24 protein-coding genes are annotated in these 26,650 nt (G+C 71.9%); 11 read left to right on the top strand and 13 right to left on the bottom strand.

The features are described from left to right. The first annotated feature begins 73 nt into the window (after positions 1–73). The 3 genes from guaB to QSK10_RS06600 all read left to right on the top strand — a co-directional run bounded on the left by guaB (position 74) and on the right by QSK10_RS06600 (position 4,900). Positions 74–1,564 (top strand): IMP dehydrogenase, encoded by a 1,491-nt coding sequence (gene guaB, locus QSK10_RS06610; RefSeq protein ID WP_285661707.1) that lies wholly within the window; start codon positions 74–76, stop codon positions 1,562–1,564. 11 nt (positions 1,565–1,575) lie between these two features. After that, positions 1,576–2,700, top strand: coding sequence for a GuaB3 family IMP dehydrogenase-related protein (locus QSK10_RS06605; RefSeq protein WP_285661706.1), 1,125 nt, complete (start codon positions 1,576–1,578; stop codon positions 2,698–2,700). A 121-nt stretch (positions 2,701–2,821) separates the two neighbouring features. Then, positions 2,822–4,900 (top strand): DUF6346 domain-containing protein, encoded by a 2,079-nt coding sequence (locus QSK10_RS06600; protein WP_285661705.1) that lies wholly within the window; start codon positions 2,822–2,824, stop codon positions 4,898–4,900. Here the strand turns inward: QSK10_RS06600 and QSK10_RS06595 are convergent. Beyond that, positions 4,887–5,999, bottom strand: a complete 1,113-nt coding sequence (locus QSK10_RS06595) for a glycosyltransferase family 2 protein (RefSeq protein ID WP_285661704.1) — start codon at positions 5,997–5,999, stop codon at positions 4,887–4,889. The genes QSK10_RS06600 and QSK10_RS06595 overlap by 14 nt on opposite strands. A gap of 22 nt (positions 6,000–6,021) precedes the next feature. After that, a complete protein-coding gene (locus tag QSK10_RS06590) occupies positions 6,022–8,154 on the bottom strand; it encodes an FUSC family protein (RefSeq protein ID WP_285661703.1) in 2,133 nt (710 codons plus the stop codon). A 107-nt stretch (positions 8,155–8,261) separates the two neighbouring features. Between QSK10_RS06590 and guaA the strand changes: the two genes are divergently transcribed. From guaA to QSK10_RS06575, 3 genes are all read left to right on the top strand, one after another. Beyond that, positions 8,262–9,812: a glutamine-hydrolyzing GMP synthase gene (gene guaA, locus QSK10_RS06585; RefSeq protein WP_285661702.1), complete on the top strand. Its 1,551-nt coding sequence runs from the start codon at positions 8,262–8,264 to the stop codon at positions 9,810–9,812. 122 nt (positions 9,813–9,934) lie between these two features. Beyond that, positions 9,935–10,837: an NUDIX domain-containing protein gene (locus QSK10_RS06580; RefSeq protein ID WP_285661701.1), complete on the top strand. Its 903-nt coding sequence runs from the start codon at positions 9,935–9,937 to the stop codon at positions 10,835–10,837. Positions 10,838–11,156: 319 nt separating this feature from the next. Beyond that, positions 11,157–12,050 (top strand): CDP-alcohol phosphatidyltransferase family protein, encoded by an 894-nt coding sequence (locus QSK10_RS06575; protein WP_432705316.1) that lies wholly within the window; start codon positions 11,157–11,159, stop codon positions 12,048–12,050. Here the strand turns inward: QSK10_RS06575 and QSK10_RS06570 are convergent. Continuing rightward, on the bottom strand, positions 12,016–12,954 hold the full coding sequence (locus QSK10_RS06570; protein WP_285661699.1) for a LysR family transcriptional regulator: 939 nt from the start codon (positions 12,952–12,954) through the stop codon (positions 12,016–12,018). The genes QSK10_RS06575 and QSK10_RS06570 overlap by 35 nt on opposite strands. A 63-nt stretch (positions 12,955–13,017) precedes the next feature. Here QSK10_RS06570 and QSK10_RS06565 point away from each other — a divergent pair, with 63 nt between their 5' ends. Then, a complete protein-coding gene (locus tag QSK10_RS06565; protein WP_285661698.1) occupies positions 13,018–14,190 on the top strand; it encodes a M64 family metallopeptidase in 1,173 nt (390 codons plus the stop codon). A gap of 304 nt (positions 14,191–14,494) precedes the next feature. Here the strand turns inward: QSK10_RS06565 and QSK10_RS06560 are convergent, their stop codons facing one another. Genes QSK10_RS06560 through QSK10_RS06550 form a run of 3 tightly spaced genes read right to left on the bottom strand, consistent with a single transcriptional unit; the run spans position 14,495 to position 17,490 of the window. After that, positions 14,495–15,712: a phosphatidylserine decarboxylase gene (locus QSK10_RS06560; protein ID WP_285661697.1), complete on the bottom strand. Its 1,218-nt coding sequence runs from the start codon at positions 15,710–15,712 to the stop codon at positions 14,495–14,497. Between the two features lie 42 nt (positions 15,713–15,754). Beyond that, positions 15,755–16,168, bottom strand: a complete 414-nt coding sequence (locus QSK10_RS06555; RefSeq protein WP_285661696.1) for a hypothetical protein — start codon at positions 16,166–16,168, stop codon at positions 15,755–15,757. Beyond that, complete coding sequence (locus QSK10_RS06550) at positions 16,165–17,490, bottom strand: PspC domain-containing protein (RefSeq protein WP_285661695.1); 1,326 nt, start codon at positions 17,488–17,490, stop codon at positions 16,165–16,167. The genes QSK10_RS06555 and QSK10_RS06550 overlap by 4 nt, the downstream gene beginning before the upstream one ends. A gap of 170 nt (positions 17,491–17,660) precedes the next feature. Here QSK10_RS06550 and QSK10_RS06545 point away from each other — a divergent pair, with 170 nt between their 5' ends. The 4 genes from QSK10_RS06545 to QSK10_RS06530 all read left to right on the top strand — a co-directional run bounded on the left by QSK10_RS06545 (position 17,661) and on the right by QSK10_RS06530 (position 21,702). Next, positions 17,661–18,920 (top strand): ATP-binding protein, encoded by a 1,260-nt coding sequence (locus QSK10_RS06545; RefSeq protein WP_285661694.1) that lies wholly within the window; start codon positions 17,661–17,663, stop codon positions 18,918–18,920. Positions 18,921–18,923: 3 nt separating this feature from the next. After that, on the top strand, positions 18,924–19,568 hold the full coding sequence (locus QSK10_RS06540) for a response regulator (RefSeq protein ID WP_285661693.1): 645 nt from the start codon (positions 18,924–18,926) through the stop codon (positions 19,566–19,568). Positions 19,569–19,717: 149 nt separating this feature from the next. Further along, positions 19,718–20,899 (top strand): thioester domain-containing protein, encoded by a 1,182-nt coding sequence (locus QSK10_RS06535; RefSeq protein WP_285661692.1) that lies wholly within the window; start codon positions 19,718–19,720, stop codon positions 20,897–20,899. Positions 20,900–21,129: 230 nt separating this feature from the next. After that, complete coding sequence (locus tag QSK10_RS06530) at positions 21,130–21,702, top strand: hypothetical protein (protein ID WP_285661691.1); 573 nt, start codon at positions 21,130–21,132, stop codon at positions 21,700–21,702. A 3-nt stretch (positions 21,703–21,705) separates the two neighbouring features. On the opposite strand, the gene QSK10_RS06525 is transcribed toward QSK10_RS06530, so the two are convergent. Genes QSK10_RS06525 through QSK10_RS06495 form a run of 7 tightly spaced genes read right to left on the bottom strand, consistent with a single transcriptional unit; the run spans position 21,706 to position 26,564 of the window. Beyond that, a complete protein-coding gene (locus QSK10_RS06525) occupies positions 21,706–22,653 on the bottom strand; it encodes a lysophospholipid acyltransferase family protein (protein ID WP_285661690.1) in 948 nt (315 codons plus the stop codon). 12 nt (positions 22,654–22,665) lie between these two features. Next, positions 22,666–23,499: a patatin-like phospholipase family protein gene (locus QSK10_RS06520; RefSeq protein WP_285661689.1), complete on the bottom strand. Its 834-nt coding sequence runs from the start codon at positions 23,497–23,499 to the stop codon at positions 22,666–22,668. A gap of 49 nt (positions 23,500–23,548) precedes the next feature. After that, positions 23,549–23,998 carry a hypothetical protein gene (locus tag QSK10_RS06515; protein ID WP_285661688.1) on the bottom strand — a complete coding sequence of 150 codons (450 nt, stop codon included), beginning with the start codon at positions 23,996–23,998 and terminating at the stop codon, positions 23,549–23,551. A gap of 10 nt (positions 23,999–24,008) precedes the next feature. Continuing rightward, positions 24,009–24,677, bottom strand: a complete 669-nt coding sequence (locus tag QSK10_RS06510; protein ID WP_285661687.1) for a hypothetical protein — start codon at positions 24,675–24,677, stop codon at positions 24,009–24,011. Next, positions 24,674–25,882 carry a WXG100 family type VII secretion target gene (locus QSK10_RS06505; protein ID WP_285661686.1) on the bottom strand — a complete coding sequence of 403 codons (1,209 nt, stop codon included), beginning with the start codon at positions 25,880–25,882 and terminating at the stop codon, positions 24,674–24,676. Before QSK10_RS06505 ends, QSK10_RS06510 begins: the two co-directional genes overlap by 4 nt. After that, a complete protein-coding gene (locus QSK10_RS06500; RefSeq protein ID WP_285661685.1) occupies positions 25,879–26,199 on the bottom strand; it encodes a hypothetical protein in 321 nt (106 codons plus the stop codon). The genes QSK10_RS06505 and QSK10_RS06500 overlap by 4 nt, the downstream gene beginning before the upstream one ends. Beyond that, a complete protein-coding gene (locus QSK10_RS06495; protein ID WP_285661684.1) occupies positions 26,196–26,564 on the bottom strand; it encodes a YbaB/EbfC family nucleoid-associated protein in 369 nt (122 codons plus the stop codon). Before QSK10_RS06495 ends, QSK10_RS06500 begins: the two co-directional genes overlap by 4 nt. Positions 26,565–26,650: the final 86 nt, after the last annotated feature.

Genomic DNA, 26,650 nt, shown 5'->3' with positions numbered 1-26,650 from the left:
GGAACACCTTGGGGCTCCGGGCGGTAACTCCGCGGCGGAAGTGAACAGTGCCGGATTCGTACCGAATACTCCCATGGGCCTGGAGCATGCGCTTCCGCTCGGGCTGACCTTCGATGACGTCCTCCTCCTGCCGGGTGAGTCCGACGTCCTGCCCAATGAGGTCGAGACTTCTTCGCGGCTCACGCGGAATGTGACGCTCTCCATGCCGCTGTTGACGGCGGGGATGGACACCGTCACCGAGGCGCGGATGGCGATCGCCGTGGCGCGGCTCGGGGGGATCGGTGTGCTGCACCGGAACCTGTCCCCTGAGGACCAGGCGATGCATGTGGACCTGGTGAAGCGGTCCGAGGCGGGGATGGTCACGAATCCGGTGACCTGCCGGCCGGAGGACACCCTGGACGAGGTCGACCAGATGTGCGCCCGGTATCGCATCTCGGGGCTTCCGGTCGTCGACGCAGAAGGTCGGCTCGTGGGCATCGTCACCAACCGTGACATGCGATTCGAGACCGACCTTTCTCGTCCCGTGGGCGAGATCATGACCAAGACGCCGCTGGTGACCGCTCCGGTGGGCACCTCGGCCGAGGACGCGATCGCGATCCTGCGCCGCCACAAGATCGAGAAGCTGCCGATCGTGGACGGCGACGGGCGCATCAAGGGCCTCATCACCGTCAAGGACTTCGCCAAGAGCGAGAAGTACCCGCACGCGTCGAAGGACGAGTCGGGCCGCCTGCGGGCCGCCGCGGCCATCGGTGTCGGCGACGAGTCGTACAACCGGGCCGGGCTGCTGGTCGACGCGGGAGTCGACGTGCTGGTCATCGACTCCTCGCACGGCCACCACCGGGGTGTGCTGGAGATGGTCGCGCGGGTCGCCAAGGACTTCGGCGAGCGCGTCGACATCATCGGCGGCAACATCGCCACCTACGAGGGCGCCAAGGCGCTCATCGAGGCGGGCGTGGACGCGGTGAAGGTCGGCATCGGGCCGGGCGCGATCTGCACCACGCGGGTCGTGGCGGGTGTCGGTGCTCCGCAGATCAGCGCGATCATGGACGCCGCGCGGGCGGCGCGCCCGTACGGGGTGCCGGTCATCGGTGACGGCGGGATCCAGTACTCCGGTGACATCGCCAAGGCGATCGTGGCCGGCGCGGACACCGTCATGCTGGGGCAGCTGTTCGCCGGGTGCGACGAGAGCCCGGGCGAGCTGGTGTTCGTCAACGGCAAGCAGTTCAAGTCCTACCGGGGCATGGGCTCGCTGGGCGCGATGCAGGCGCGGGGGCAGGGCAAGTCCTACTCCAAGGACCGCTACTTCCAGGCCGACGTGTCCTCCGCGGACAAACTCGTCCCGGAGGGCGTCGAGGGACAGGTACCGTACCGGGGCAGCCTCGCGCAGGTCGCCCACCAGCTCGTGGGCGGTCTGCGGCAGGCGATGGGGTACGCCGGTGCCGGTACGATCGCAGCGCTGCACGAGCGGGGACGTCTGGTCCGGATCACCGCTGCGGGGCTCAAGGAGAGCCACCCGCACGACATCCAGATGACCGTCGAGGCGCCCAACTATCACTCGCGTTAGGAGAAGGTCCAGTGCCGGATGTCGTGGAGATCGGTGTGGGTAAGGTCGCGCGCCGCGGCTACCACCTCTACGAAGTGTCGATCGTCCCGAGCCGTCGTACCCGGGACGTCGATGACGTGTCGACCAACTGGCAGCTGGACGCCTACCGCTTCGGGATCCCGTGCGTGGCTCATCCGTCCGACGCGACGATGAGCCCCGCCACGGCGATCCGCCTCGGGCAGCTCGGCGGTCTGGGCACTTTGAACGCCGAGGGCCTGTGGTGCCGTTACGAGGACCCCGAGCCGATCCTGGCGGAATTGGCCACGCTGGACCACGCGACCAACGCGGCCACCCGCCGGCTCCAGGAGGTCTACTCCGAGCCGATCAAGCCGGAGCTGATCACCGCGCGGGTCAAGCAGCTGCGGGAGGCCGACGTCACCGTGGCGGTGCGGGTGTCGCCGCAGCACACCCTCGCGCTGGCGCCGGTGATCCTGGACGCGGGGATCGACATCCTCATCATCCAGGGCACCATCGTCTCCGCCGAGCACGTCTCGGCCCACGACGAGCCGCTGAACCTGAAGGAGTTCATCGCCGACCTGGACCTGCCGGTCATCGTCGGCGGCTGCACCAACTACCAGACCGCACTGCACCTGATGCGCACCGGCGCCGCCGGGGTCATCGTGGGCATCGGTCAGGGCGCGGGCTCCTCCAGCAGCGAGCAGCTGGGCATCAGCGTCCCGATGGCCTCGGCCATCGCCGACGCCGCCGCGGCCCGCCGCGACTACCTCGACGAGACCGGTGGACGCTACGTCCACCTCATCGCCGACGGTGACCTGGAGACCGCCGGTGACGTGGCCAAGGCCATCGCCTGCGGCGCCGACTCGGTGATGCTGGGCCAGCTGCTGGCCCAGTGCGAGGAGGCACCGGCCGGGGGCGCGTGGTGGCACTCGGCGGCCAGCCACCCGAAGCTGCCGCGCGGACGCTACCTGGAGCCCTTCCCCGAGCGCGAGGGCGACATGGAGCGGGTGCTGCACGGCCCGGCCGAAGACCCCAACGGCGCGCAGAACATCTTCGGCGCGCTGCGCCGGTCGATGGCCAAGTGCGGGTACTCCGACGTCAAGGAGTTCCAGAAGGTCGAGCTCACGGTCTCGTTATGACCCTGTTTCGTTAAGAAGCCGTAGTGAAAGCCCGAAACCAGGAGATGGGGTCGGGCTTTCACTTTTTTCCACGCCCTACCCCATTGACGGCGATCATGGGACCCTGGCATCCTTTTGCCCCGTGCTCCCCACCTCCGCCACCCGCCGGGACCGCGCCATCCCTCTGTCCACAAAGGACGAACGGGGTGCGCCGCACCACCTGCGCCGCTTCCCCAGCGGCCCCGCCCGCCGCCGCGCGCACCGGCGCATCGGGCGCCTGCGGAGCCTGTGGCTGGCCGGGTACCTCTTACTCGTCGCCGCCCCGTCCGCCTACGCCCTCCACCTCATCGTCGGCGAGGACCCCGCCTGGGGACGCCCCGTCCTGCTCCTCGCGCTGGGCGCCGCCACCCTCGGCGCCGCCGCGTTCTGGCTGTTCACCGGGGCCGCGCGCATGCGCATCGAAGCCGACATCGCCATCGACGGCCACCACCTCGTCGTCGCCGGTGAGGGCGAGCGCCCCGCCGCCGCCGACCTGCGCACCCCCGACGTGACCGTCACCGCCACCCGCACCCGGCAGGGTCCCCGGCACCTCCTGCGAGTGCGCGCCGGGTCCCGGCGGGTGACCGTCGCCCTCGACGACCCGCGCGTCGGGCAGGTCCGCTGCGCCGAGGACCTGACCGCGCTCGCCGACGCCCTCGCCGCCTCGCCCGAGCCCGAGGGCCGCGACGCCGGGCGCGCCGTCCGCGCGCTGGTTCCGGCGGCCAGTCCGCGTCCGGACGACCGCCGCGCGGCCGAGGACTGCGTGCCCTACCAGGTCCCGCGCGGGCCCTGGGACCGTGTGGGCGCGGCCTTGTGGGCGGTGGTGTTCCTGGCCGCCGGGGCCGCCCTGAACTGGCTGGCGGTGGACGGCTACCGCCACCAGCGGCGCCTCATCGAGGGCGGCGGGACGGTCTCGGTCACCGCCGGGGCGGTCGTGGACGTGCTGATGTTCCTGTCGGCGACCGTGCTGGGCATCGGCGCCTACCGGCTGCTGGTCAAGCCGTTCCGGCACGGCGTGGACGCCTACCTGCGCCCCCGCCCGCTCGCCCCGCACGAGGCGCCCGCCGACCCCGTCGCCGATTCGCACACGCCCTCGCCGCCGCGTCCCACCGAGGCCGGGCCGCGTTCGGCGCGCTTCGCGGAGTACCCGCCGCACCGGCACGGGAGCACCGGCCGCCGGATCGCGGCGGTGGCCGCGGCGCCGGTGGCGATCCTGCTGGCCCTCGCCGGGCCGGTCGGGTCGTCGCTGCTGCTGCTGTCGGCGGCGCAGTCGACGAATCCGCCGTGGTGGGCCTGGTACGCCGCCGGGTTCCTCAACTTCGGGCTGCCGCCGCTGCTGTACCTCGCGCACGGCGCGATCGTGCGCCACCACGTCGCGGTCAACCACACACGCGTGTGGCTGGACGGCCACCGCGTGGTCTGCGAGGGGCCGCGCGGTGTCCGCGTCGGCGACCTGCACGCCGCGCGCGTGTCGGTGCGCATGGTCCGCCGCAACGCCGTCCTCTACGTGCCCGTGGACGGCTGGTGGACGCGCTACCCGATCCTGCTCACCCAGGGCCGCACCGACACCTGGCGCCCGGTGCCCGACCTGCACCGCCTCGCCGCGGCGCTGCGGACGTCCCCGCACCCCGCCGGGCGCGCCGCCGCCGTGCGGGTGCTGGCCATCGCCCCGCTGGCGCCCGGCGAGCGCCTGCCGCGCGTCCCGGCGCCGTCGCGGCCGCGCGTGGCCCGCGTCGCGGTGGAGATGCCCACCACCGTCGCCGGGCGCGGCGCGCGCGCCATCGCGCTGACCTGCGCGGCGGCGTTCCTCGTCCTCGTCGGCCTCACCGCCGCCTCCCAGGCCGGTGGCCGCCCCTACGCCGAACCCGAGGGCCGCGAGGTGGTCTTCGTGGCCAACTGCCACCTCGGGCCGCCCATCGGCGCGCAGGGCTTCGGGCGGCTCAGCGAATGCGCCGTCCAGCTGGAGGACGGCACCTTCCGCGAGGTCGGCGGCGGCGAGTTCACCACCGCCGACATCAACACCCGCGTCCTGGCCCTCACCGCCCAGGACGGGCTCGGCCAGGTCATCGTGCGCGCCGACAAGCCCCGCGACGACTCAGCGCTGCCGCTGATGGTCTTCGCGATGGCCGGCGCGGCCCTGGTGTTCGTGCAGGCGTGCCGGCTGGTGTTCAGGCGCCCCTGAGCTTCTCCCCGACCCGCCGCCAGCCCGCCGACCACACCCGCCGTGCTGAGGCCGCCGGGCCCGCCGCCCGCAGCCGCAGGCGCAGCCCGGCGGGCAGCGCGGCGGGGTCGAAGCCCCACGGCGCGACCCCGCCGCGCTTGTCGAAGTGCCGGACCTGCTCGACGACGGCGTCCAGCTCACCGGCGCGCACCAGCAGCCACTGCCGCCGGTAGTAGGGCCCCATCGCCTTGGCGACCGGGCCGCGCGACCACTCGGCGACCGCCGGGCGGACCTTGTCGAAGGCCGCCCGGCGCACGTCCCGGTCGGGTTCGGAGCGCATCGCCCGCCACAGCGACTGGAGCCCCAGCTCCATGTGCCGCTTCAGGAGGGTGTCGCGGCGGCGGCCCGCCGGCAGCTCCGCCCGCAGCAGCGTCAGCATCCCGTCCAGCGAGGTCAGCCGCGTGGCCACGCTCGCCGAGTTGACGCTCAAGGCGCCCTTGCCCGCGTAATAGCAGTCGTAGTCGGCCAGCACCGAGATCACGCGCGCGTTCAGGTACGCGCGGGCGGTGAACGGCTGGTCCTCGCCGTAGTGCTGGCCCACCGGGAACCGCAGGGCCAGCGACTCCAGGAAGTCGCGGCGGAACAGCTTCAGCGGCGACAGGGTCCAGTAGATCCGCGAGCGGAACAGGTCGGCGCGGGGGGTGTTGCGGGTGAACATCGTCGTGGCCACGCCACGGCCGTCCACGCCCACCATCTTCCCCAGGACCACGTCCGAGGAGTGCTCCTCGGCCATCCCCACCATGCGCTCCAGCGCCTCCGGGCCCAGCCGGTCGTCGGCGTCCAGGAAGAACACGTACTTGCCCTGGGCCAGGTCCAGCCCGACGTTGCGGGGCACCGACGGGCCGCCGGTGTTCTCCTGGTGCACCACCCGCATCGCGTCGGGATGGCGGGCGGCGAAGGCGTCCAGGGACGCGCCGGTGCCGTCGGTCGAACCGTCGTCGACCGCGATCACCTCGACATCCGCCAGACCGATCGTCTGCTCCAGGGCCGAGGAGATACATGCCCCGATGGTCGTTTCGGAGTTGTACGCGGGCACGATGACGCTGACGAGAGGTGGCAAGGCGAAGTCCCCGTGAGATCGGCTAAGGCGGAACCGGACGTCCGATCTGCTCGCCGATTGACTCTAGGGCGGTGACGAGCGTCTCGCATTCCGTCCGGTAAAGAGCCCTTCTCCGGTATGTCGGTTGCCGGTCTGTGTCGGGGGTCACATCATCGGCGAGATCGGCCACCAGGCGCTCATAGGCCGTCCGCAGGGCCACCAGGGACTCATCGTCCTGCTCACGGCCGCGCAGCCGGTGCTCCAGCTCCTCATAGACCCCCGCCACCGCGCGCCGGAAATCGTCCAGCGGCGGCACCGCCGGAGCGTCCACCGCCGGCAGCGACGCCTCCAGCGCGATCATCGGCCGCGCCGCCCAGCCCAGATCCCCCGCCAGCTCCTTCGCCTCGGCGCTCATCGGGCCCGGCGAGGTCACCGGCTCGGCCGCCGCGCGCGTGATCGCCGACTGCACCTCCGCCCGCGACAGCCGCAGATCCTTCAGCAGCGACCGCATCCGCCCCTCCTTGAACCGGGACGGATCGGCGTGCCGCGACAGGATGTAATCGGCGTAATCGGCGTACCGGCCCGCCAGCTCCGCCAGGCGCTCGCCGAGCTGCGGGGTCTCCCACTTGGGCCAGGCCATGAAATAGAGCAGCGCGAACAGCCCGCCCACCAGCGTCGCGGCCACCCGCTGCCCGGCCGCGTACAGCGGCGCGCTGCCGCCCAGCTCCATGTTGAACACCACGAACCCCGCCACCGCCGCGCTGTAGGCGGGGTAGCTGGCCTGGAACAGCAGGTAGGCGATGAACGCGAAGCTCACCACCACCGGGGCGACCACGAACGGCTCCATCGGCAGCAGCGACGACAGGACGCCCGCCAGCAGCGCGCCCACCGCCGTCCCGATCGTGCGGCCGATGCCGCGCCCCAGGGTCGCGGCGAAGTCGGGTTTCAGGATCAGCCACGTGGTCAGCGGCAGCCAGTACCCGTGATCGCCCGGCCACGCGTAGGCGCCCAGGGACGCGATGCCCACCGCGATCCCCGTGCGCGCCGCCTGCCGCAACGCCGTCGACCGCCACGAGAGGTTCGCCCGCAGCGTCTTCCACGCCTCGCCCAGCGGCTCCCGGATCGGCGGGACCTCCGGGCGCAGCCGCCACCGCGAGGGGTCCATGCGGCCCGACTCCGGGTCGTCCACCGTCGGCGTCGCCGCGGTCGCCGCCGCCGCGCGCACCAGGCCCACCAGGCGGTTGGCCTCCCACTCAGGGATCGGCAGATAGGTGCCGCGGTTGTCCTCGGCGACCACCTTCACCGCCGCGTCCAGCCGGTCGTGCCAGTCGTGGGCGGGCTCCTCGCGGCGCGCGATGGCGTCCCCGATCACGTCGAGGGCGTCGGCGGCCTCCCGCAGCACCGCCGCCAGGTGCCGCGCGGCCGTCGGATCGGCGTCCACCACCCGCTCGCGGCCGGTGGCCACCGCCGAGATCACCGCGCGCAGCCGCCGCGCGTGCGTCAGCGCCGTCAGGAACACCTCGGGGGTGTGCCGGTGGGTGTCCAGGACCTTCTCGGCCAGCTCCAGCGGACCCGTCGAGGGTGCCACGTGGGCGTCCTCGGCCAGTTCCCGCGCCTCCCGCCCCAGCCAGTGGTACAGCTCGGCCAGCGCCAGCCGCTCACTGCGGTGCCGGTGCCGGGGCAGCAGCAGCACGATGACCGCCTGGATCACCCCGCCCACGACCGCCGCCACCGCCGCCTGCTCGGGCGTGTTGTCCACCGTCAGGCCGTGCGCCAGGAAGATCGCCACCCCGAGGCTCGCCGAGGTCGAGGCCGCCAGGTCGTTCAGCGAACCGAGGAGCGAGCACAGGAAACACCACGCCATCGCGGTGAGCACCGAGACCCACATCCAGTGCTCGGTGTGCCCGCCGATGAACACGCCCAGGCCCAGCACCGCACCGGCCAGCACCGCCAGCATCGGACGCGGACGCGCGTCCCGGTGGAACGTGGTCAGCCCCGCCGACCACGCGCCCATCGCCGCCGCGCCGCCCAGCGCGGGCTGGCCCAGCAGCATCCCGCCGAGCAGCGGAATCGCGATGCCCAGCGCGCATCGGAACGCCGACAGCGGGTCGATCCGCGACGGCGTGAACTCGACCAGCGTCCGGCGCACCTCTTGAACCGGAGCCCGCACCGCCATGGTCGGGAATATAGGTGATCAAGGGGGTCCCGTGGAAGCGGTCGGCCCGGCTCACACACGCGCCGGTTGCCTCGGCCGTGGCGAAAACGGGCGTTTAAGCTGCTGACATGACCCTGCCTGCACCGGTACTCGTCGTCGACTACGGGGCCCAGTACGCCCAGCTCATCGCCCGCCGCGTCCGCGACGCGCGGGTGTACTCCGAGATCGTCCCGCACTCGATGCCGGTGGAGGAGATGCTGGCCAAGAAGCCGGCCGCGATCATCCTGTCCGGCGGGCCCGCCTCCGTCTACGCCGAAGGCGCCCCCCGCACCGACCCGGCGCTGTTCGAGGCCGGGGTCCCCGTCTTCGGCATCTGCTACGGCTTCCAGGCCATGACCGTCGCCCTCGGGGGCACCGTGGAGTCCACCGGCAAGCGCGAATTCGGCGGCACGCCCCTCACCGTCAGCGAAGAGTGCGCGCTGTTCGCCGGGCTGCCCGAGCGCCAGTCGGTGTGGATGAGCCACAACGACTCCGTCACCGCCGCCCCCGCCGGGTTCACCGCCACCGCCAGCTCCGAGGGCGCCGCCGTCGCCGCGTTCGAGGACCGCGAACGGCGTCTGGCCGGCGTCCAGTTCCACCCCGAGGTCGCGCACACCCCGCACGGGCAGGCCGTGCTCCAGCACTTCCTCTACGACATCGCCGGCATCGCGCCCACCTGGACGATGAGCAACATCATCGACGACCAGGTCGCGCTCATCCGCGACCTCGTCGGCGAGAAAGAGGTCATCTGCGCCCTCTCCGGCGGCGTCGACTCCGCCGTGGCCGCCGCCCTCGTCCACAAGGCCGTCGGCGACCAGCTCACCTGCGTCTTCGTCGACCACGGCCTCCTGCGCGCCGGCGAGGCCGAGCAGGTCGAGAAGGACTACGTCGCCGCCACCGGCATCAAGCTGCGCGTCGTCGACGCCGCCGAGCACTTCCAGCGCGAACTCGCCGGGGTCAGCGACCCCGAGACCAAGCGCAAGATCATCGGCCGCGAGTTCATCCAGATCTTCGAGACCGTCCAGCGCGAGCTGAAGGCCGAGCACGACGTGGAATTCCTCGTCCAGGGCACCCTCTACCCGGACGTCGTGGAATCCGGCGGCGGCACCGGCACCGCCAACATCAAGTCCCACCACAACGTCGGCGGCCTCCCCGAGGACCTGCGCTTCACCCTCATCGAGCCCCTCCGCACCCTCTTCAAGGACGAGGTCCGCCGCCTCGGCCTCGAACTCGGCCTCCCCGAGGCCATGGTCTACCGCCAGCCCTTCCCCGGCCCCGGCCTGGCCATCCGCATCATCGGCGAGGTCACCCCCGACCGCCTGGAGATCCTGCGCGCCGCCGACGCCATCGCCCGCGCCGAACTCACCGCCGCCGAACTCGACCGCTCGGTGTGGCAGTTCCCCGTCGTGCTGCTCGCCGACGTGCGCAGCGTCGGCGTCCAGGGCGACGGCCGCACCTACGGCCACCCCGTCGTGCTGCGCCCGGTGTCCAGCGAGGACGCCATGACCGCCGACTGGTCGCGGCTGCCCTACGAGCTGCTCGCCAAGATCTCCACCCGCATCACCAACGAGGTCCCCGAGATCAACCGCGTCGTCCTCGACGTGACCAGCAAGCCCCCGGGCACCATCGAGTGGGAGTAGGCCCCCACGGCCCCGCGCACACCGCGCGGGGCCTTTTCGTGCGCCACCACGTCCGGCCGGACCGCCGTCGGCCCCGTCACACGCACCGTTTGCGCAGGTCGCTCGCAGGATAGTCTTGATCGATGCGACAAAAGAACAGCTTTCGGCTCGCTAGCTACGGGGTGGTGTACGACGAAACCGGCCGCATCCTTCTGACGAAGGGCTCGCAGCGCTCCGTCTACCCGGGGGCGTGGTTCCTGCCCGGCGGCGGCGTCGAGCACGGCGAGCACCCGCGCGACGCGGTGGTCCGCGAGTTCGCCGAGGAGACAGGCCTCGACGTCGCGGTCGAGGACCTGAAGGACGTCGTGTCGATCATGATGGACGGGCCGCGGGGGCCGGTCCACACCAACGCGGTCCTCTACGGCGTCCGCGTCACCGGCGGCACCCTGCGTCCCGAACCCAACGGCAACATGGAGCAGCCGACCTGGCTGCGTCCCGAGGAGATCGCCGGGCAGGCGATGACCCCCGTCGTCTCGCGCGTCCTGGACATCCACGGCGGCCCCGTCACCTACCGGCCCGACCCCCCGCCGATCGAACCCAACGAGAAGCGCCAGCGGCGCGGCCAGCGCTTCGGCGCCTACGGCGTCACCACCGACGCCGATGACAACTTTCTCCTCGCCCGCATCGCCGACGGCTACCCCGGCGCCGGAAACTGGCACCTGCCCGGCGGCGGCGTCGACTTCGGCGAGCAGCCCCGCGACGCCGTCACCCGCGAGGTCTACGAGGAGACCGGCCAGCACGGCGAGGTCGGCGAACTGCTGGACGTGACGTCCTTCCGCACCCGCCGCGCCATCGGCCCCGAGGGCCACCCCCTCGACTGGCACGGGGTCCGCGCGATCTTCCGCGTCTTCGTCGCCGAACCCACCGACGCCCGCGTCGTGGAGATGGCCGGCGGCTCCACCGCCGATGCCCGCTGGTGGCCGCGGAAGGCGCTGGAGGAGCTGCCGCTGACGCCCGCGGTGGTCGATGGACTTCGGCTGATCTGAATGCGTTGATTAGGAGCTGTCCGGATTAGCCGGTACCTTGGTTAGGGTCACCGGCTCTCCCGGTGGCGCAGGCTACCCGATACAGCGTGGTGTCGGGTGCCGTTTCGCGCGTTTTCACCCCGTTCGACCGTCGAGAACGTGTCACGGGGATCGCCAAAGCTGGCACTGATGTGCCATGGTGTACAGCGCGAACCTGAGAGACCATCGTTTTGTGGGTGCCCGGTGGAAGGGCGAGGAGGACCGAGTGCAGAGGACCTTGTGGCTGCGGCGTCGTAACAACGACAGCCCGCGACCGGCGGGCCGTGGCATCGCCAGGGGGCTGCGTCGTGGCGGCACGCTCGCCCGGCGTCTGGTTCTCCAGCCGCTGCCGCCCATCCGGCTGCGGAGGCGCGGTGACGAGGTGACGGTGGAGATCCCCGCCGAGACGGTGGCCGAGCTCGACGGGCTCACGGCCGCCGCCGAAGACGCCGAGGACGCCCCGCCGGCCCCGATCCGGCTGCTGCCGGGCGAGGTCACGATGAGCCGCCGCGTCAAGTTCGCGCTGGTCAACGGGTGCACCGTGACGTCCATCGCGTTCGGCATGACCGCGATGCTGCTCGCCTCGCAGGGCCAGGACATGGTCAAGTGGGCCGCGCTGTGCCTGCTCGGCAGTGTCCTCATGGACGCCCTCGACGGGCCGCTGGCCCGCAAGTTCGGCGTCGCCAGCCCGTTCGGCCTGCAGATGGACTCGCTGGCCGACATGTGCTCCTTCGGCATCGCCACTCCGATCGTGGTGTACCAGTGGCTGCACGGGGACGCCCCCGTCGCGCTGGTCGCCGCCGCCTGCGGCCTCGTCGCGGTGTGCGCCGCGATCCGCCTGGCCCGCTTCAACGTCTCCCCGAAGGACGGCCGGTTCTTCTCCGGCGTGCCGACCACCATGTCGGCGGCGGTCCTGGTGATCGCCACCGTCCTCATCCCGCGCCCGGACGAGGCGGTCGTCCCCACGATCGTCCTGGCGGGCGTCGTGGGCGCGCTGGCGCTGCTGATGGTGTCGAGCTTCCCGTACGTGAAGCTGAACCAGCTGCGCAAGCTCCCGACGGTCCTGTGGATCCTGCCCGCCCTGGGCGCGCTGCTGGACCTCCAGGCGACCTTCGTGATCGTCGTCGCGCTGTACCTGGTCTCCGGCCCGCTCCTGTGGGTCAAGCACCGCCGCCGGGCCGGTTCCGCGGCCTGAGGGCCGCGCACGCCCCGTACGCCTCCTCCGCCAGCGCGCCGAACAACCCGGCGTGCTCGGCGAGGGGCGAATCCCGATGCCACAGCAGCCGGTGCCGCACCAGCATCGGTGTTCCCCGCAGCGGACGCACCACCACACCCTCCGGCGCGGGGAACGTCGCCTGGCACGGCACCAGACCCCTGCCCGACGCGAGCAGCTCGTGCAGCAGGCGCGTCTCCCCGACCCGGTGACCGACCCGCGGCGTGAACCCCGCCTGCGAGCACGACCGCAGGAAGTACTCCGGCCAGCCCGCCCCGTCCGAGCGCGGCAGCACCCACGACTCGCGCGCCAGCTCCGCCAGGTCCAGCTCCTCCAGCCGCGCCAGCGCGTGCCCGGCGCCCATCGCCACGCACACCGCGTCGGTCACCACCAGCGCGCTGTCCACGTGCGCGGGCGTGGCCAGCTCGTGCCCCGGATAGTCCAGGACGACCGCCGCGTCCAGCCGCCCCGTGGCCACCAGGTCCAGCAGCAGCCGAGGCGAGTACTCGGCCCGGATGTCGACCCGCCGATCCGGGAACGCCTCGGCCAGCCGGTCGGCCAGGCCCACGATGATCGGCCCCGACACCCCGCCCAGCCGCAGTTCACGGACATACTCGCCGCCCGCGCGCTGCCGCAGACCACCCGCCAGATCGTCCAGCTCCGCCAGGATCGCCCGCCCCCGGTCGATGAGGTACTGCCCCAGCGCGGTCGCCTCCACCCCGCGCAGATGCCGCGCGAACAGCGGCGCGCCCGCCGCGTCCTCAATGCGCCTCAACTGCGCCGTCAGCGCCGGCTGCGAGATCCCCAGGACCGCCGCCGCCCGCGTGATGCTGCCCTCGTCGGCGATGGCGCAGACGATGCGCAGATGGCGCGGCTCGATGTCCATGCCCCGGATGTTATGGCCGGTTGGGATGGGAGGCAACGCGGGCGTACGGCCATAGTCGGGAACATGAAGACCTACTTACGCGCCGGTGCCGCGCTCTTAGGCACCGCGCTCGCGCTCGCGTCGACCGCCCCGGCACAGGCGGCCACACCCACCCGGACCGAGGTGCGCGAGGTGTTCGCGCCCGACGGGACGATCACCCGGCAAGCCGTGCGCCTCCCGTCGAGCGAGTCCCCGGCTTCTCGCTCGGCCGTCGCGCAGGCCGTCGTCACCCCCATCATCAACAACGGCGACCCCGCCACGCACCTCGACCTCGTGTTCGTCGGCGACGGCTACACCTCCGGCCAGCTCGGCACCTACGACACACACGTCCGCTCCAAGGTCGCCGAGCTCTTCGCCGTCGAACCCTTCAAGAGCTACCAGTCCCTGTTCAACGTGTGGAAGGTCGACGTCGTCTCCAGCCAGTCCGGCGTCGACAACGACCCCTACGGCACCTACCGCACCACCGCCCTCGACATGTACTTCTACTGCGGCGGCACCGCCCGCCTCCTGTGCGTCAACGAGACCAAGGCCAAGCAGTACGCCGCCCAGGCCCCCGACGTCGACCAGGTCGTCGCGCTCGCCAACACGACCACCTACGGCGGCGCCGGAGGCGGCGTGGCCACCGCCGCGGGCGGCAACGCCTCCGCCGGGCAGATCGTCGTCCACGAACTCGGGCACAGCATCGGCGGACTCGCCGACGAATACGACTACGGCGGCGGGACGGTGTACACCGGGGCCGAGCCGCGCGAGGCGAACGCCTCGAAGCTGACCCGCACGCAGATGGTGAGCCAGCAGCGCAAGTGGTACCGGTGGATGGGACAGGCCACGCCCGACGGAGGTGTCATCGACACGTTCGTGGGGTGCAGGTACTACACCAGCGGGATCTACCGGCCCTCGGACAACTCGATCATGCGCACGCTCGGGCGGCAGTTCAACCTGCCCGGGCGCGAGGCGATGATCGCGGCGTTCTACGCGAAGGCGAACCTGGCGGTGGCGGAGGGACCCGGGCGCATCACGGTTCCCGACATCGCGACCCTCAAGACGTCCTGGACCGTCGATGGGGTGGCCGTGGCGGCGGCGCCGGTGGCACTCACCGGCGGGCACACCGTGACGGTGACCGTCACCGACACCACCGACTGGGTCCGGGACCCCGACCTGCGGAAGGGATTGACCATCACGTATTCCTGGCGGGTGTGACGGCCGGACCCGGGGTGCTTGGGATGGCTGCGGCTTCGCGTGGTGCCCAAGGGGCTTTGCCCCCTGGACCCCCACCAGGGAACTCCGTCCCCTGGACCCCGGGTCGGAAAACACTCTTCCCGAGCCGGAAGAGGGCTTAGTTTCTCGGCATACGGTGCGTCGTGGCTCTGGGGGTTGGTTGCGCCGCCGCACGCGCGCGTAGAGCTTCACCACACGGTCAGGACACTTCCCGCTTGCGGCTCGAATGAGCGAACGGCCCGCCTGAATCAGGCGGGCCGTTCCCTTACTTGCTCTCACTCTTCTTTTACAGCCAGCGGGCCACGACGGTCTCGCCGCCCACGACGCGCTCACCCGGGGCCACCAGGGCCTCGGCGCAGTCGGCGGGCAGGTAGATGTCGGTGCGGGAGCCGAAGCGGATCAGGCCGTAGCGCTCGCCCTTGGCGACGAGGGCGCCGACCTTGGCGCGGTTGACGATGCGGCGGGCCAGGAGGCCGGTGCGCTGGGCCACGACGGCGCGGCCACGGGTGTTCTCCACGACGGTGTAGCAGGCCACGTTGTGTTCGGCGGCGGCCTTCATCGCCGGGGCGTAGCCGCCCGACTCGCGGAAGACGTCCACCACGCGGCCGGACACCGGCGAACGGTTGACGTGCACGTCCAGCACCGACAGGAACACCGCGACCCGCAGCCACTCGGTGCACTCGTCGCCGAAGCGGTCATCGGTGAGGTGCTCCACCGACAAGACCTTGCCGTCGGAGGCGGCCACGACAGCCTCCTCTTCCTCCGGGATGGACCGCTCCGGGTCACGGAAGAAGGCCGCCACGGGCGCCGCGGCCAGGGCCGGGACGACCCACAGCTTCGACTTGGGGCGCAGGCGCTTGAGCAGCACGGCCGCGCCGAAGGCGATACCGGCGGCGGCGATGCCGTTGGAGTCGATGTGCATGCGGCCGGTCAGCGGGACGCTGGAGGGCCGGTAGGCCGGCAGCAGCTTCTCGGCGTCGGCGGCGGGCGCGACGCCGAAACGCAGCCGGTGCACGCGCAGCGGCGGGCGGTTGCGCAGGACGAGGTCCTCGGCGACGCCGTGCTCGGCGATCAGGTCGGTCAGCTCGAAGGCGACCGGGCCGCGTGCGGGGACGGCCAGGACGAGGATCCCGTTCTCGGCCACGACGGCCTTGACGGACTCCAGGTACTTCGCCGTCTCGCCGTCGAGGGTCGAGACGGGCGCGCCGAGCATGACGACGTCGCTGCGGGGCGCGTCGCTGATGGCGGTCACCACCTTGGCGCGGGCGGCGACCCAGCTGCCCTGCGCCTCCAGGTGCTCGCGCATGGCGGCGGCGGTGTCGGCCTCGGCGACCACGGTGAGCGTGTCGCCGGGGGCCAGGGCGTCCAGCGCGGCGGTGAGCACGGCGGACCCGGGTTCGGCGCCGATCAGGAGACCGGAGCGCGGGGTGGTGTCGCGGGCGAACTCGTCGGCGATGGCGCGGGCGGCGCGTTCACCGACTCGCGAGGATGGGGCAAGACTCATCAACAGCTCCACAGACGGCAGAAGACCGCCTCAAGCATATGTTCACTCGGGTTCGCGAGGGTCTTCGCCCTCTTCGGCCCGCGTCCGGCCGATCTTCCGGATGAGCTCGTCGGCGCGGGCGCGCTCGTCGTCGGTGAGCAGACCGTGAACGTCGAAGCCGCTGAAACTGGGCCGCTCGGCCGCCGGGGTCTCGCCGAGGACGGCGGTGGCGTCCGGCGCGGGCGCGAACAGCCCGGGCGTGGGCGCGGGGGTCACCGGGGCGGGTTCGAGGACGCGGCGGGGGCGCATCGCGGTGACGAGGCCGATGACCCCGGCGGCGATGAGCGTCCCGGCGACCATGAGGCCGAACCCGGCGGGACTGAAATCGGTGAAACGGGACACGATCCACCACACGACCACGCCGGTGAAGATCACGGCGAAGACGAGGGAGACGGTGTCGGTCTGGTGCCGCTTCATCGGGAGACCTCCACTGCGCCGTTGTTCACGTCGATGTTCAGCTTGATCTTGCCGCCCCCGGCGCCGTCGGCGCCGAGGTCGGTTCGCGTGCCGCCGCCGAAGGAGTCGTTGCCGAACAGGGTCGACGAACCGAAGTCGACCCGGCTGGTGACGGTCGCGTCGACGTTCTGCGGCAGCCGCACGCGAATTTCGCCGTTGTCGGCGCTGATGGTGACGGTGAGGTCGGTGGTATCGGTGAACACCACGTCCCGCAGGTCCAGCAGGCCCGTCCCGTCGTTCAGCTCGTACCGGGTCTGCACCTCGGCGACGCTCGTGGGGTGCCAGAGGCGGTCCTCGTCGGGGAAGTTCTCGTTCACCCACGCGGTCAGGCTGTAGATCCCCAGGGCCAGCGACAGGACGATGCCCACCGCGATCATGCTGCGGGCCCGGCCGATCCAGGTGGCGATGAACAGCCCGGCGGCGGTGATGGTCAGCGCGACCGCCAGGTACCAGCCGAAGGGCACCGAGGCCCCGGCCAGGTCGACGACGCCGGTGACGCCCGCGCCCAGCGCGATCGCCGAGAGCACACCCAGCGGCAGCTTCGAGCGCGGCTTCGGCGGCTTCGGGACGACCGGCGGGCGCGGCGGGACGTACACGGGCGGCTGCGGCGGGGTCCCGTAGGACACCGGCTGCGGCTGCGGACCGAACACCGGCGGCTGCGCCAGCGGCGGCAGGAACGGCGGCTTGCCCGTCGGGCTCGGCGCGGGAGCCGTCGCCGCGCCGTGCGAGGCGCTCTGCGTGGTGTAGGTGACGTAGGGGCCGTAGGGCGCGAACGGGGCCCGGTACCCGGGCGGGCCCGGGGGAGGGGGCACCGGCACGGGGGACGCGCCCAGCGGGCTGTGCCGGTAGGTCTCGGCGCGCTGGAAGCGCTGCGGCACCGTCCGCGTCAGGTACACCACCGCGCCGATCAGCGCCAGGCCGATGATGACGGCGACGGGGAAGTTGTCCCAGAACACCACGAACGCCGCGACCGCGACGCCACCGGACAGCGCCAGCGTGAGCGGCGCGGGCGTGCTGGAGCGGCCGCGTCCGAAGACCGCCTCCATCGGGGCGGCGGTGTCGCCCTCGGCGGGCGTGAACAGCCACAGCAGCGCGTAGACGATGAGACCGGCGCCGGCGAACAGGATCAGGACCGCGAACAGCACCCGCCACAGCAGAGCGTCACTGCCGGTGACACGGCCGATCGCGGCGCACACACCGGCGACCTTGCCCTCTTCCCGGGCCCGGACGATGCCGAGCAGCGGGCGCGGCAGGCTCCGCGGCGGGGGGACGTGTTCGTTCATGCCTTGAATCCTGCCGGGCCGCGCCGCCGCGCGCCTCGGGGATCGACCCTGACCCGACCCTGATATCGGGAAATGGGGGCCGGACCCCATGGCGGGCGCGTCGCGCGCGTGTGAGTATCGAGATCAAGAGCCAGACGACCACCCCCCGCGGATCAAGGGAGAGCCCCATCGTGACGGCCGCCATCGCGCCCGCCCCGGCGCCGCCAGAGGAGCGCCGCCTGCGTCGCGCCGTCCGCGGACGGATGCTCACCGGCGTCGCCCGCGGCCTGTCCAACCACCTGGGCCTGAGCGTCGTCCCGCTGCGTCTGGGCCTGATCGTGCTCTCGCTGTTCTTCGGGCTGGGCGCGATGCTCTACGTGGCCTTCTGGGCGGTCCTGCCGCGTGACGCCGATCCGGCCGGCGCGCGGACCCGCTCGGACCTGCGGCAGCTCCCGGCCTTCGTGGCGCTGGGCGCCGGGGTCCTCATCGTGCAGATCACCACCGGGTGGGGCGGCACGAACATGATCCTGGGCTGGCTGATCGTCCTGGTGGCGGCCGGCGCGGGCCTGATCTGGCAGCAGGCCGACCCGGCGCAGCGCCGCCGCTGGTCGGCCGAGGCCGGGGGAGCGGCATGGCTGGCGGCGTTGTTCGGGCGCGGTGGCAAGCGCGTCCTGCTGTACCGGATGCTCGGCGGGACGGTCCTCGTCCTGGTCGGCGTCGTGGGCGTGGTGGCCGTGGTCGACCCGTCCCGGGACGGCCAGGAGGCCCTGCTCAACTCGCTCATGTTCACCGCGATCGGCGTGGTCGGCATCGGCATCGTCCTCGGCCCGATGGTGTGGCGGATGATGACGCAGCTGTCGGCCGAGCGCGAGGCCCACGCCCGCGAGCAGGAGCGCGCCGAGGTCGCCGGGATGATCCACGACCAGGTCCTGCACACCCTCGCGCTGATCCAGCGGCGCGCCGAGGACCCCCGCGAGGTCGCGCGGCTGGCCCGCGGCCAGGAGCGGACCCTGCGCAACTGGCTGTACAAGCCCACCGCCGAGCCCACCGAGAAGCTGTCGGCGGCCATCGACCAGGTCGCCGCCGAGGTCGACGAGGTCTACGGGCTGACCGTGGACGTGGTCTGCGTCGGCGACTGCGACGTGGACGGCCCCACGGTCGCGCTGGTGGCCGCCACCCGCGAGTCACTGGTCAACGTGGCCCGGCACGCCGGGGTGGACACGGTGTCGGTCTACGCCGAAGTGGAGGAGGATCAGATCTCGGTGTTCGTGCGCGACCGGGGAGCCGGTTTCGACGTCGACGCCGTCCTCGGCAACGAGGAGAGTGACCGGCACGGCGTCCGTGGTTCCATAATCGGTCGCATGAAGCGCCACGGCGGCGACGCGAAGATCATCAGCGAGCCGGGCGCGGGCACCGAGGTGCGGCTGAGCATGCCGCGGGAGAAGGAGTAGGCGATGAGCGAGCCGCTGCGAGTGTTCCTGGTCGACGACCACGCCATGTTCCGGGCGGGCGTGCGCGCCGAGCTCGGCGACCGCGTCGAGGTGATCGGCGAGGCGAGCACCGTCAACGACGCCGTCCGCGACATCTCCGCGAAGCTGCCCGAGGTGGTCCTGCTGGACGTGCACATGCCCGACGGCGGTGGCCGGGCGGTGCTGGAGCGCGTCCGCGCCGCCCATCCCGAGGTGCGTTTCCTGGCCCTGTCGGTCTCCGACGCCGCCGAGGACGTCATCGGGCTCATTCGCGCCGGAGCGCGCGGCTACGTCACGAAGACCATCTCCTCCGACGATCTCGTCGACGCCATCCGCCGCGTATCCGACGGCGACGCGGTCTTCTCGCCGCGGCTGGCCGGTTTCGTGCTGGACGCCTTCGCGTCCAAGACCGTCGGCGGCGGCAGCGATCCCGAACTGGACCAGCTCACCAACCGCGAGCGCGAGGTGCTGCGGCTGCTGGCGCGCGGTTACGCGTACAAGGAGATCGCCAAGGAGCTCTACATTTCGATCAAGACCGTCGAGACGCACGTTTCGAATGTCCTGCGCAAACTCCAGATGTCCAATCGTTACGAACTGTCGCGCTGGGCCGCCGACCGCCACATTGTTTGAGTCCCAAGGGATTTGGACTCGCTCAAAAGGGTGAACCCGCTTAACGAAGCTTTTTCGTGATGTGCAACCGTGTCCCGTTGCCCGTCGTGTGAAGAACACACGCGTAACGCGCCCCCCATCTCAAAGTTCCCAGGGGAGGGACACCCTTCATGAAAACCCGCTTGATCAAGACGGCTCTGGTCACGGCCGTCGCGGGGATCACCCTCGTCGGCTGGGCCGGTTCGGCCGCCGCCGACGAAAAGGTAACCGGTACGGTCAGCTCGAAGCCCGGTATCTCCGTCAAGTACGACAACCACGATAAGACCGAGTACCTGGCGCACCCGCTGGTCCTCACCACCAGCGATCAGCAGACCCAGGTCGTGTACTGCATCGACCTGCACACCGCGCTGAAGAAGCACACCTACACCGAGGCCGACTGGAACACCTCCGGCGTCAAGAACCTCGGCAAGATCAAGTGGCTGCTCACGAAGTCCTACCCGAACGTGGCCGCCGATGATGTGCTGACCGCCGCGGGCGCGACCCTGCCCGGTACGTACAACCAGGCGCAGAAAGAGTCGTACATCTACGCCGCGACTCAGGCCGCGATCTGGAGCTTCAGCGACAACTTCAAGCTGCACCCGACCGACTCGACCAACATCGACGGCCAGGGTGGCGCGGTCACCGACGTCGACACCGCCGTGGCGAAGGTCTACAAGTGGCTGACCGAGAACGCCACGGACCTTCCCGACCCGGGTGCGCCGAACCTCGCGTTCAACGGTCCCGACGGCACCACCGGCAAGGTCGGCGACAAGATCGGCCCGTTCACCGTGGAGACCAACCTCGGTGACATCACCCTGACCGTCACCGGCGGCAAGGCCGTCGACAAGGACGGCAAGGAGCTGACCAAGGTCAAGGGCGGCGACAAGTTCTGGCTGACCGCCACCGCGCCCGGCAAGGTCGAAGTGACCGGCGTCGGCGAGGTGTTCGTCCCCGTCGGCCGCATCTTCGTGTCCACCGAGGGCGCCAACACCTCCCAGAAGCTGATTCTGGCCGGAAAGCTCAAGAAGCAGGGCGAGGCCAAGGTCAGCGTGACCTTCGAGGTGAAGCCCACCACCTCGCCGTCGAGCTCCCCGAGCCCGAGCCCGTCGAGCTCCTCGCCGAGCTCCTCGGCCACGCCCACGCCGAGCAAGAGCACGCCCGGCGGTGGCCTGCCCACCACGGGTAGCAGCCTGACCCTCTTCGGCATCGCCGGCGCGGCCCTTCTGGCCGCCGGCGTCGTCCTGGTGATCATGATGCGCCGCCGCCGTGCCGCGGCCGCCAGCTGGGGCAACGATGAGGACGGCGTCGCCTAGGCGACGCCGGCCGTAAGGCATCGCGAGTGAGGGGCGCGACCTTCGGGTCGCGCCCCTTCTCCGTGCCGCGCTGACCGGTTCCCGACACCCTCCCGTGTGGCGGCCGCGGGACAGTCGGATCGCCGACCGCGCAGGTCACGGCGTTTTGCGATGCTCTGCTGACCGCGCCGGAAACGGGGATCGGCGATCGTCGCGTCCTTCGGGGGGACGCCGTACCGGAGGAGCCGTCGATGCCGTCACATGTCTCGACCAGCCTGGCCGACCTGTTCGCCGCGACCGACGCCTCGGCGCCGGTGCGGATGCGCGGGCACTCGGCGCGTCTCCTGTGCCGCCTCGATCCCGAGGAGCACGCCCGGCGCACCGGGGCCGCCGGACGCCGTCTCGCGCTGGCCGACTGGGCTCCGCTGAACCTGCTGATGGGGCTGCCGCACGGCGAGCCGGTGCCGGTGGCCGCGCTGTCCATCCGGGAGCGCACGATCCTGCCCCGGCTGCCGCACTGGACGCACACCCTGCACGACGGGCACATCCGCCGCTCCGCGCGGCCGCCGCTGCACCCGGTGTACGCCGCGATCTTCGCCTCCCGCTGGGAGGAGGGCCGGGCCGCCGCGAGGGAGTTCCGGCCCTTCTCCGCCCCGGTGGTGGTGCTGGACGCGCTGGACGACCCGTTCGCGCCGATCGAGGCCGAGGGGCTCGGCATCGGCCTGGCGCTGGACGAGAAGCTCGTCGTGGCGCCCGCCCGGCGGGTGCCGAGCCCCGGTCCGACCCTGTGGTGGCTGGCCGAGCACGCCTACGCGCGTTACTGACCCTCAGGCGTGGGCGAGTTCGCTCCAGCGGTCGATGCGCTCCCACCAGCCGTGCAGCCAGCGGGCCTGTTCCTCGCGGCCCTGCGGGACGGACTCGGCGGGCACGACCCAGTAGCGGGCGCGGACGACGCCGTCGGCGGCGACGGAGCCACCGGCGGCCGGCGGCAGGACGGGCGCGAGTCCACTGTGGGCGAGGAAGACCACGTCGGGCTGGGAGCGCAGGGCGATCTGGACGCCGCCGGTGTGCGGCCACAGGGACCGGCGCAGCCGCTCGGCGCGATCGGCCTCGGCGTCGTTCCCGCCGCCGCGCAGGCGATCGGCGATGGCGCGGGCCCTGGCCCGGGTGTAGCTGGTGCCCTCGGGGAACAGCAGGACGGGCGCGCCCGAGCGGCACAGCCGGTCGATGGCGCGCAGCGCGGGCACGCGCCCACCGGCGTCGGTGCGGATGAAGGGCGCGTCGAGGCGGCGCAGCATGAGGTCCATCGCCGGGTCGAAGCCGATGGCGGTCTTCACGATCGGGACGGTGTCCTGGTCCAGCATGCGGTGGAGCAGGTGCAGCACGAGCGGGCCGTTGAAGCTGCCGATGTGCTGGGACAGCACCAGGATCGGGCGGGTGCCGTCGGGCCAGCCGGTGCCCGAGACCGAGAGCCGGATCCTCCCCAATGGACACAGCAGCCGGATCCAGGCCGCCAGCCACCAGCGTTGCGCCGCCGCCCACGCCGTCCGGGGACGGCGGCGCAGCCACAGCGTGAAGCCGGTGGCCAGGCACCCGGCCTCGTAGGTCGCCAGCCACGCCCACGACACCACCAGAAGCCGCAACCCGGGCCGCGTCCGGCGCGGCAGGACCGGGAGGACCAGGCCCAGCAGGACGATCAGCGGCAGCAGCGCCAGCGTCCCGGTCAGCGCGAACCCGAAGGCCGCCGGATCCCGCCAGATCCGTCTCGCGGGCACTCCCTTCACGGCCTAGACCGCCCGCAGGTACTCGGCGGTCGCCGCGTACGCGTTGGCCACGCGGGTCCGGACCTCCTCGATCTGGTCTTCGGTGCTGTCGAAGATGTCGATGTCCTCGTCGGGCGCGGTGTCGCCGGTCGGCAGCAAGTGGACGGTGACGCCCTCGGGGACGTTGGCCATGCCCTCGCTGAAGCGGTGGCGGCGGGCGATCTCGAAGGACACCGAGGCGATCTCCCACGGCCGCCGCGGTGGCCGCAGCGCCTTGTTCACGCGCCCGGCGTGCAGGACGTAGACGGTGGTGGCGCCCAGCTCGTAGGCGCGGTGCAGCGGGATGCTCTCCACGAGCCCGCCGTCCAGGAAGTGCTCATCGCCGATCCGCACCGGCGGCCAGACGCCGGGGACCGCGCAGGAGGCCAGGACCGCCGGGATCAGCGGCCCGGTGGCGAACCAGTGCGCCGAGGCGCGCTCGATGCTGGCGGCCACGCACTCGAAGGGCACCGCGAGGTCCTGGATGCGCGGGCGGCCCAGGTAGCGCACGAGCAGGTCGGCGATGGGTTTGTTGCTGCACATGTGCGTCCCGGTCACCGCGAGGGTGGACAGGCGCGAGGTCAGCGACGGGCGGAAGATCTTCTGCCGCATCACGTCGATCCACAGGTTGTTCAGCCGGTCCACGCAGCCCGGACTCGGGTCGGCGGCCACGAACGCGCCCTGCACCGAGCCGATCGAGGTGCCCAGCACCAGATCCGGGACGATGCCGGCCTCCAGCAGCGCCTTGAGCTTGCCGACCTCGTAGCCACCGCGCACGCCGCCGCCCCCGAGGACGAACGCGACCGTCTCCTTCGCCATGGTCGCCGATGATACGGACATAAGCCGCCTAACCGGCGGCGACGCTCCGTTACGCCACGAGCAGCGCGCGCAGGCGGTCGATCTCGTACCTCGCCCGCTGCTCATGCCAGCACAGGTACGAGCCGTCGGGCAGGCCCGCGTGGACGAAGTAGCGCGCGCCCTTGGCGGTGGTGACACCGACGGCGGACAGCTCGCGCACGCCGATCGTGTGGCCGCCCGCGCGCAGGCCGTCCGGGCCCAGCAGCAGCGGCTCGCGCCGGGCGAGCGCGTCGGCGAGCACGAGGGACGCGGCCCCGGGCGCGGCGGCCGTCGCCCAGGCCCAGACGGATGGGTCGTGGGCCCACTCCTGGTCCAGGAAGCGGCCGGACGTCGTCATCGCGGTGGGACGCGGCCAGGCCGGGTCGGGGTCGCCGGGCAGGGGTGCGGTGTTCTCGATGATGCCGTGGACGCCGCCCACGGTCGCGCCGATGAACCCGGCGGCGCGGGTGATCTCCTCCATGCGGTGCCCCTCAGGCGATCCGGTGCAGCCGCGAGGTCAGCTCGGCGGGCAGCAGGCTCTTCTTGGCGTCGCGGTAGTAGTCGAAGCCCGAGCCGTCGGGCAGCAGGATCCGCCGGTAGACCGGTTCTTTCACCGTGCGCCGCCGCATCTTGCGGACGATGTCGCCCCCGTCGGTCCACGGGCATTCGAGGACCGGCGTCAGCGGCACGGTCGGGATCGGGCGGCCGGGCGCGAAGGGCGGCTCGGGTTTGAAGGCCGCGACGACGTCCTGGGCGAAGCCGGTGACCTGCTTCAGCAGCGAGCGGCGGACCGGCGGCTCCGGGGGCGGCGCCAGGAACGCGAAGCGCCCCGGCGTGGCCACCCAGAAGCCCCGGTCGCGGGATTCGCCCGGGAGGTCGGCGAGCGCGGCGGCCAGGCATTGTGGACGGTCGGCCCAGGCGATGACCGCGGGCGGCGGTTGCGGGCCGTCCCCGGAGCCGCCGTCGGACGGGGCGGTGGCCGCGAGGGCGAGCAGTCCGGCGCCCTTGACGATCTTCGTGCCGAGGCCGTCGGCGGGCCGCCCGTCGCCTTTGCGGCCCTTCATCTCGTAGGTGGTGCGGCGGTAGGGCAGCATCCACAGGATCGGCTCGCCCGGCGCGGCCCAGTGCTCGCGGACGGCGGGCAGGCCGGACAGGCTCACCACATGAAGCCCTTGTCCTGGGACTGCTTGCGCTCCTTGTCGCTCTGTTTGCCGGTGATCTTGTCGGTGCCGGTGTTGTAGGCGGCGTCGGCGCCGAATTTGACGGCGGCGTCGGTGGCGGTGCGGACCCCGGCGTTCCAGGCCGCGCGGCCCCACATGGTCGAGCCGCCGAAGACCATGGACGCCGCGCCCTGCGCGACGTTGGTGGCCAGCGCGTGGCGTCCGGCCACGAAGCCGCCGCCGCGGGTGACGAAGCGGTTGGCCGTCACCGAGGCCAGCGTGCGCGGGTTGGCGCGGTCCAAAATGGACGGCAGGCCGATGCGCCGGTCGATGGTCCGGGCCAGCCACTGCTCGCGGCGGTTGCCGTTGCGCAGGGCGTCCATGCGGTTGACCACCTGCCGCAGCGGTCCGGAGCGGATGCGCTTCATGAGCTTCTCCAGCTGCACGAACAGCTTCCCGAGCTTCTGCTGAAGCTGGGCGAGGACCTTGGCGATGCGCGCGCCGGTCGTCGCCGTGCTGGCCGTGGTGGCCGCCGTGGCCGTGGCGACGGAGGTCCCGGCGGTGATCCAGGACGCCGCGAGCGCCGCCAGCCACTGGATGATCAGGCCGATCACGTACTCGGTGAGCATCTGGATGATGAATTCCAGCACCATGTCGAAGATGTCGGCGGTCATGGTGAGGATGCCGCCGATCTCGCGGACGTCCTGGGCCAGCGCGGTGACGCCGCCACCGAACTCGCCCATCTGGGCCCGGAACTTCTCGGCGGCCTCGCCCTTCCACAGCTCCGTGGTGGCCTGCGCGCGGGTCGGTTCGGTCTCGGCGACGTGGTCGAGCCAGCGCGCGACCTGCTCCCAGCCGGCGGCGGTGGCGCGCATCTGCTCGGGATCGCCGATGAAGGGCTCGATGAGCCCCTCCACCAATGGTGAGACCGTCCAGGACACCAGGAAGCCGACGCCGTTGGACATGAGCGCCTTGCCGGGGCTGGCGACGGCCTGGAGGTACTCCCAGCGGGCCTGTACGGTCGCGACCGACACCGAGGGCGGGTCGGTGGCGTCGGACAGGCCGTAGGCGGCGCCGAAGAGGCCACCGGCGTGCGAGGTCGCCTGGTCGGCCCAGCCCTTCTTGTCGTACGTGGAGGGGTTGTTCAGGGAGTTCAGGTCGCCGGGGCCGTCGGGTACCGGTCCCTGGTTCCACGGGTAGCTCATTTGCTCTCCATGGACTTGGCGACGGCGTCGAAGGCCTGGGCGATGGCCTCCTCGGTGCCGCCGTAGGACTCGGCGGTCTCGTGGACGGCGTCGCGCACGTGCTCCAGGTAGGTCTTGGCCTTGTCGGTGGTCTCGCGGGCGTCGTCGAGCGCGTTGTAGTAGGGCTTGGCGATGAGCCAGGCCAGCGCGGGACCGAAGCAGTCGTCGTCCACCCTGGCCTGCTCCAGCAGCGTGGACAGCTGCCCGAACTTCTCCGCCAGGGACCGGGTGCCCTCGCCGTAGGCGCGCAGGGCGTCGACCTGGACCTCGAAGCTCATCGTGACCACCGTTCCTCGATGTCGCGCATCAGGCTCTCCGGGCTGATCGGGGGCGGCAGCTCGGCACCGGACATGGCGGCCTTGAAGCCGGCGTAGTCCTCGCCGAGGGCCTCGCCCATCTCCTCCTCCATCGTCTCGGCGGCCTGTGCGGTGGCCTTGCGGACGACGTCCATCAGCTCCATGGCCAGGGCCTGGTGGCTGTAGGCGGCGATCTTGGGGGAGAACTTGACGTCGAGGAGCGCGCCGTTGGGGGCGACGGTGACCGTGATCGAGCCGTCGCGGTTGTGCGCGGACCCGTGCAGGTCCTGGATCTTGCCGCGCATCTGGCCGAGTTTGGCGGCGCGTTCCTCGAAGTTCTTGAGCATGGCGGTGATGCGCGGGGGCAAATGCGATTCGCCGGCGGGCTCTCTGTAATCGTTTTCAGCGTGCGGATCCTGGGACAAGGCTGGGC

Source organism: Actinorhabdospora filicis, from assembly GCF_030269765.1.
GTDB lineage: Bacteria > Actinomycetota > Actinomycetes > Mycobacteriales > Micromonosporaceae > Actinorhabdospora > Actinorhabdospora filicis.
This window is presented reverse-complemented; position numbering and strand designations above follow the sequence as displayed.

Coding starts and splice junctions, on each gene's coding strand:
- guaB (WP_285661707.1), top strand. CDS start 74: ATGGGCCTGGAGCATGCGCTTCCGCTCGGGCTGACCTTCGATGACGTC.
- QSK10_RS06590 (WP_285661703.1), bottom strand. CDS start 8,154: ATGGCGGTGCGGGCTCCGGTTCAAGAGGTGCGCCGGACGCTGGTCGAG.
- guaA (WP_285661702.1), top strand. CDS start 8,262: ATGACCCTGCCTGCACCGGTACTCGTCGTCGACTACGGGGCCCAGTAC.
- QSK10_RS06580 (WP_285661701.1), top strand. CDS start 9,935: ATGCGACAAAAGAACAGCTTTCGGCTCGCTAGCTACGGGGTGGTGTAC.
- QSK10_RS06570 (WP_285661699.1), bottom strand. CDS start 12,954: ATGGACATCGAGCCGCGCCATCTGCGCATCGTCTGCGCCATCGCCGAC.
- QSK10_RS06565 (WP_285661698.1), top strand. CDS start 13,018: ATGAAGACCTACTTACGCGCCGGTGCCGCGCTCTTAGGCACCGCGCTC.
- QSK10_RS06560 (WP_285661697.1), bottom strand. CDS start 15,712: ATGAGTCTTGCCCCATCCTCGCGAGTCGGTGAACGCGCCGCCCGCGCC.
- QSK10_RS06555 (WP_285661696.1), bottom strand. CDS start 16,168: ATGAAGCGGCACCAGACCGACACCGTCTCCCTCGTCTTCGCCGTGATC.
- QSK10_RS06550 (WP_285661695.1), bottom strand. CDS start 17,490: ATGAACGAACACGTCCCCCCGCCGCGGAGCCTGCCGCGCCCGCTGCTC.
- QSK10_RS06540 (WP_285661693.1), top strand. CDS start 18,924: ATGAGCGAGCCGCTGCGAGTGTTCCTGGTCGACGACCACGCCATGTTC.
- QSK10_RS06535 (WP_285661692.1), top strand. CDS start 19,718: ATGAAAACCCGCTTGATCAAGACGGCTCTGGTCACGGCCGTCGCGGGG.
- QSK10_RS06530 (WP_285661691.1), top strand. CDS start 21,130: ATGCCGTCACATGTCTCGACCAGCCTGGCCGACCTGTTCGCCGCGACC.
- QSK10_RS06520 (WP_285661689.1), bottom strand. CDS start 23,499: ATGGCGAAGGAGACGGTCGCGTTCGTCCTCGGGGGCGGCGGCGTGCGC.
- QSK10_RS06515 (WP_285661688.1), bottom strand. CDS start 23,998: ATGGAGGAGATCACCCGCGCCGCCGGGTTCATCGGCGCGACCGTGGGC.
- QSK10_RS06505 (WP_285661686.1), bottom strand. CDS start 25,882: ATGAGCTACCCGTGGAACCAGGGACCGGTACCCGACGGCCCCGGCGAC.
- QSK10_RS06500 (WP_285661685.1), bottom strand. CDS start 26,199: ATGAGCTTCGAGGTCCAGGTCGACGCCCTGCGCGCCTACGGCGAGGGC.
- QSK10_RS06495 (WP_285661684.1), bottom strand. CDS start 26,564: ATGCTCAAGAACTTCGAGGAACGCGCCGCCAAACTCGGCCAGATGCGC.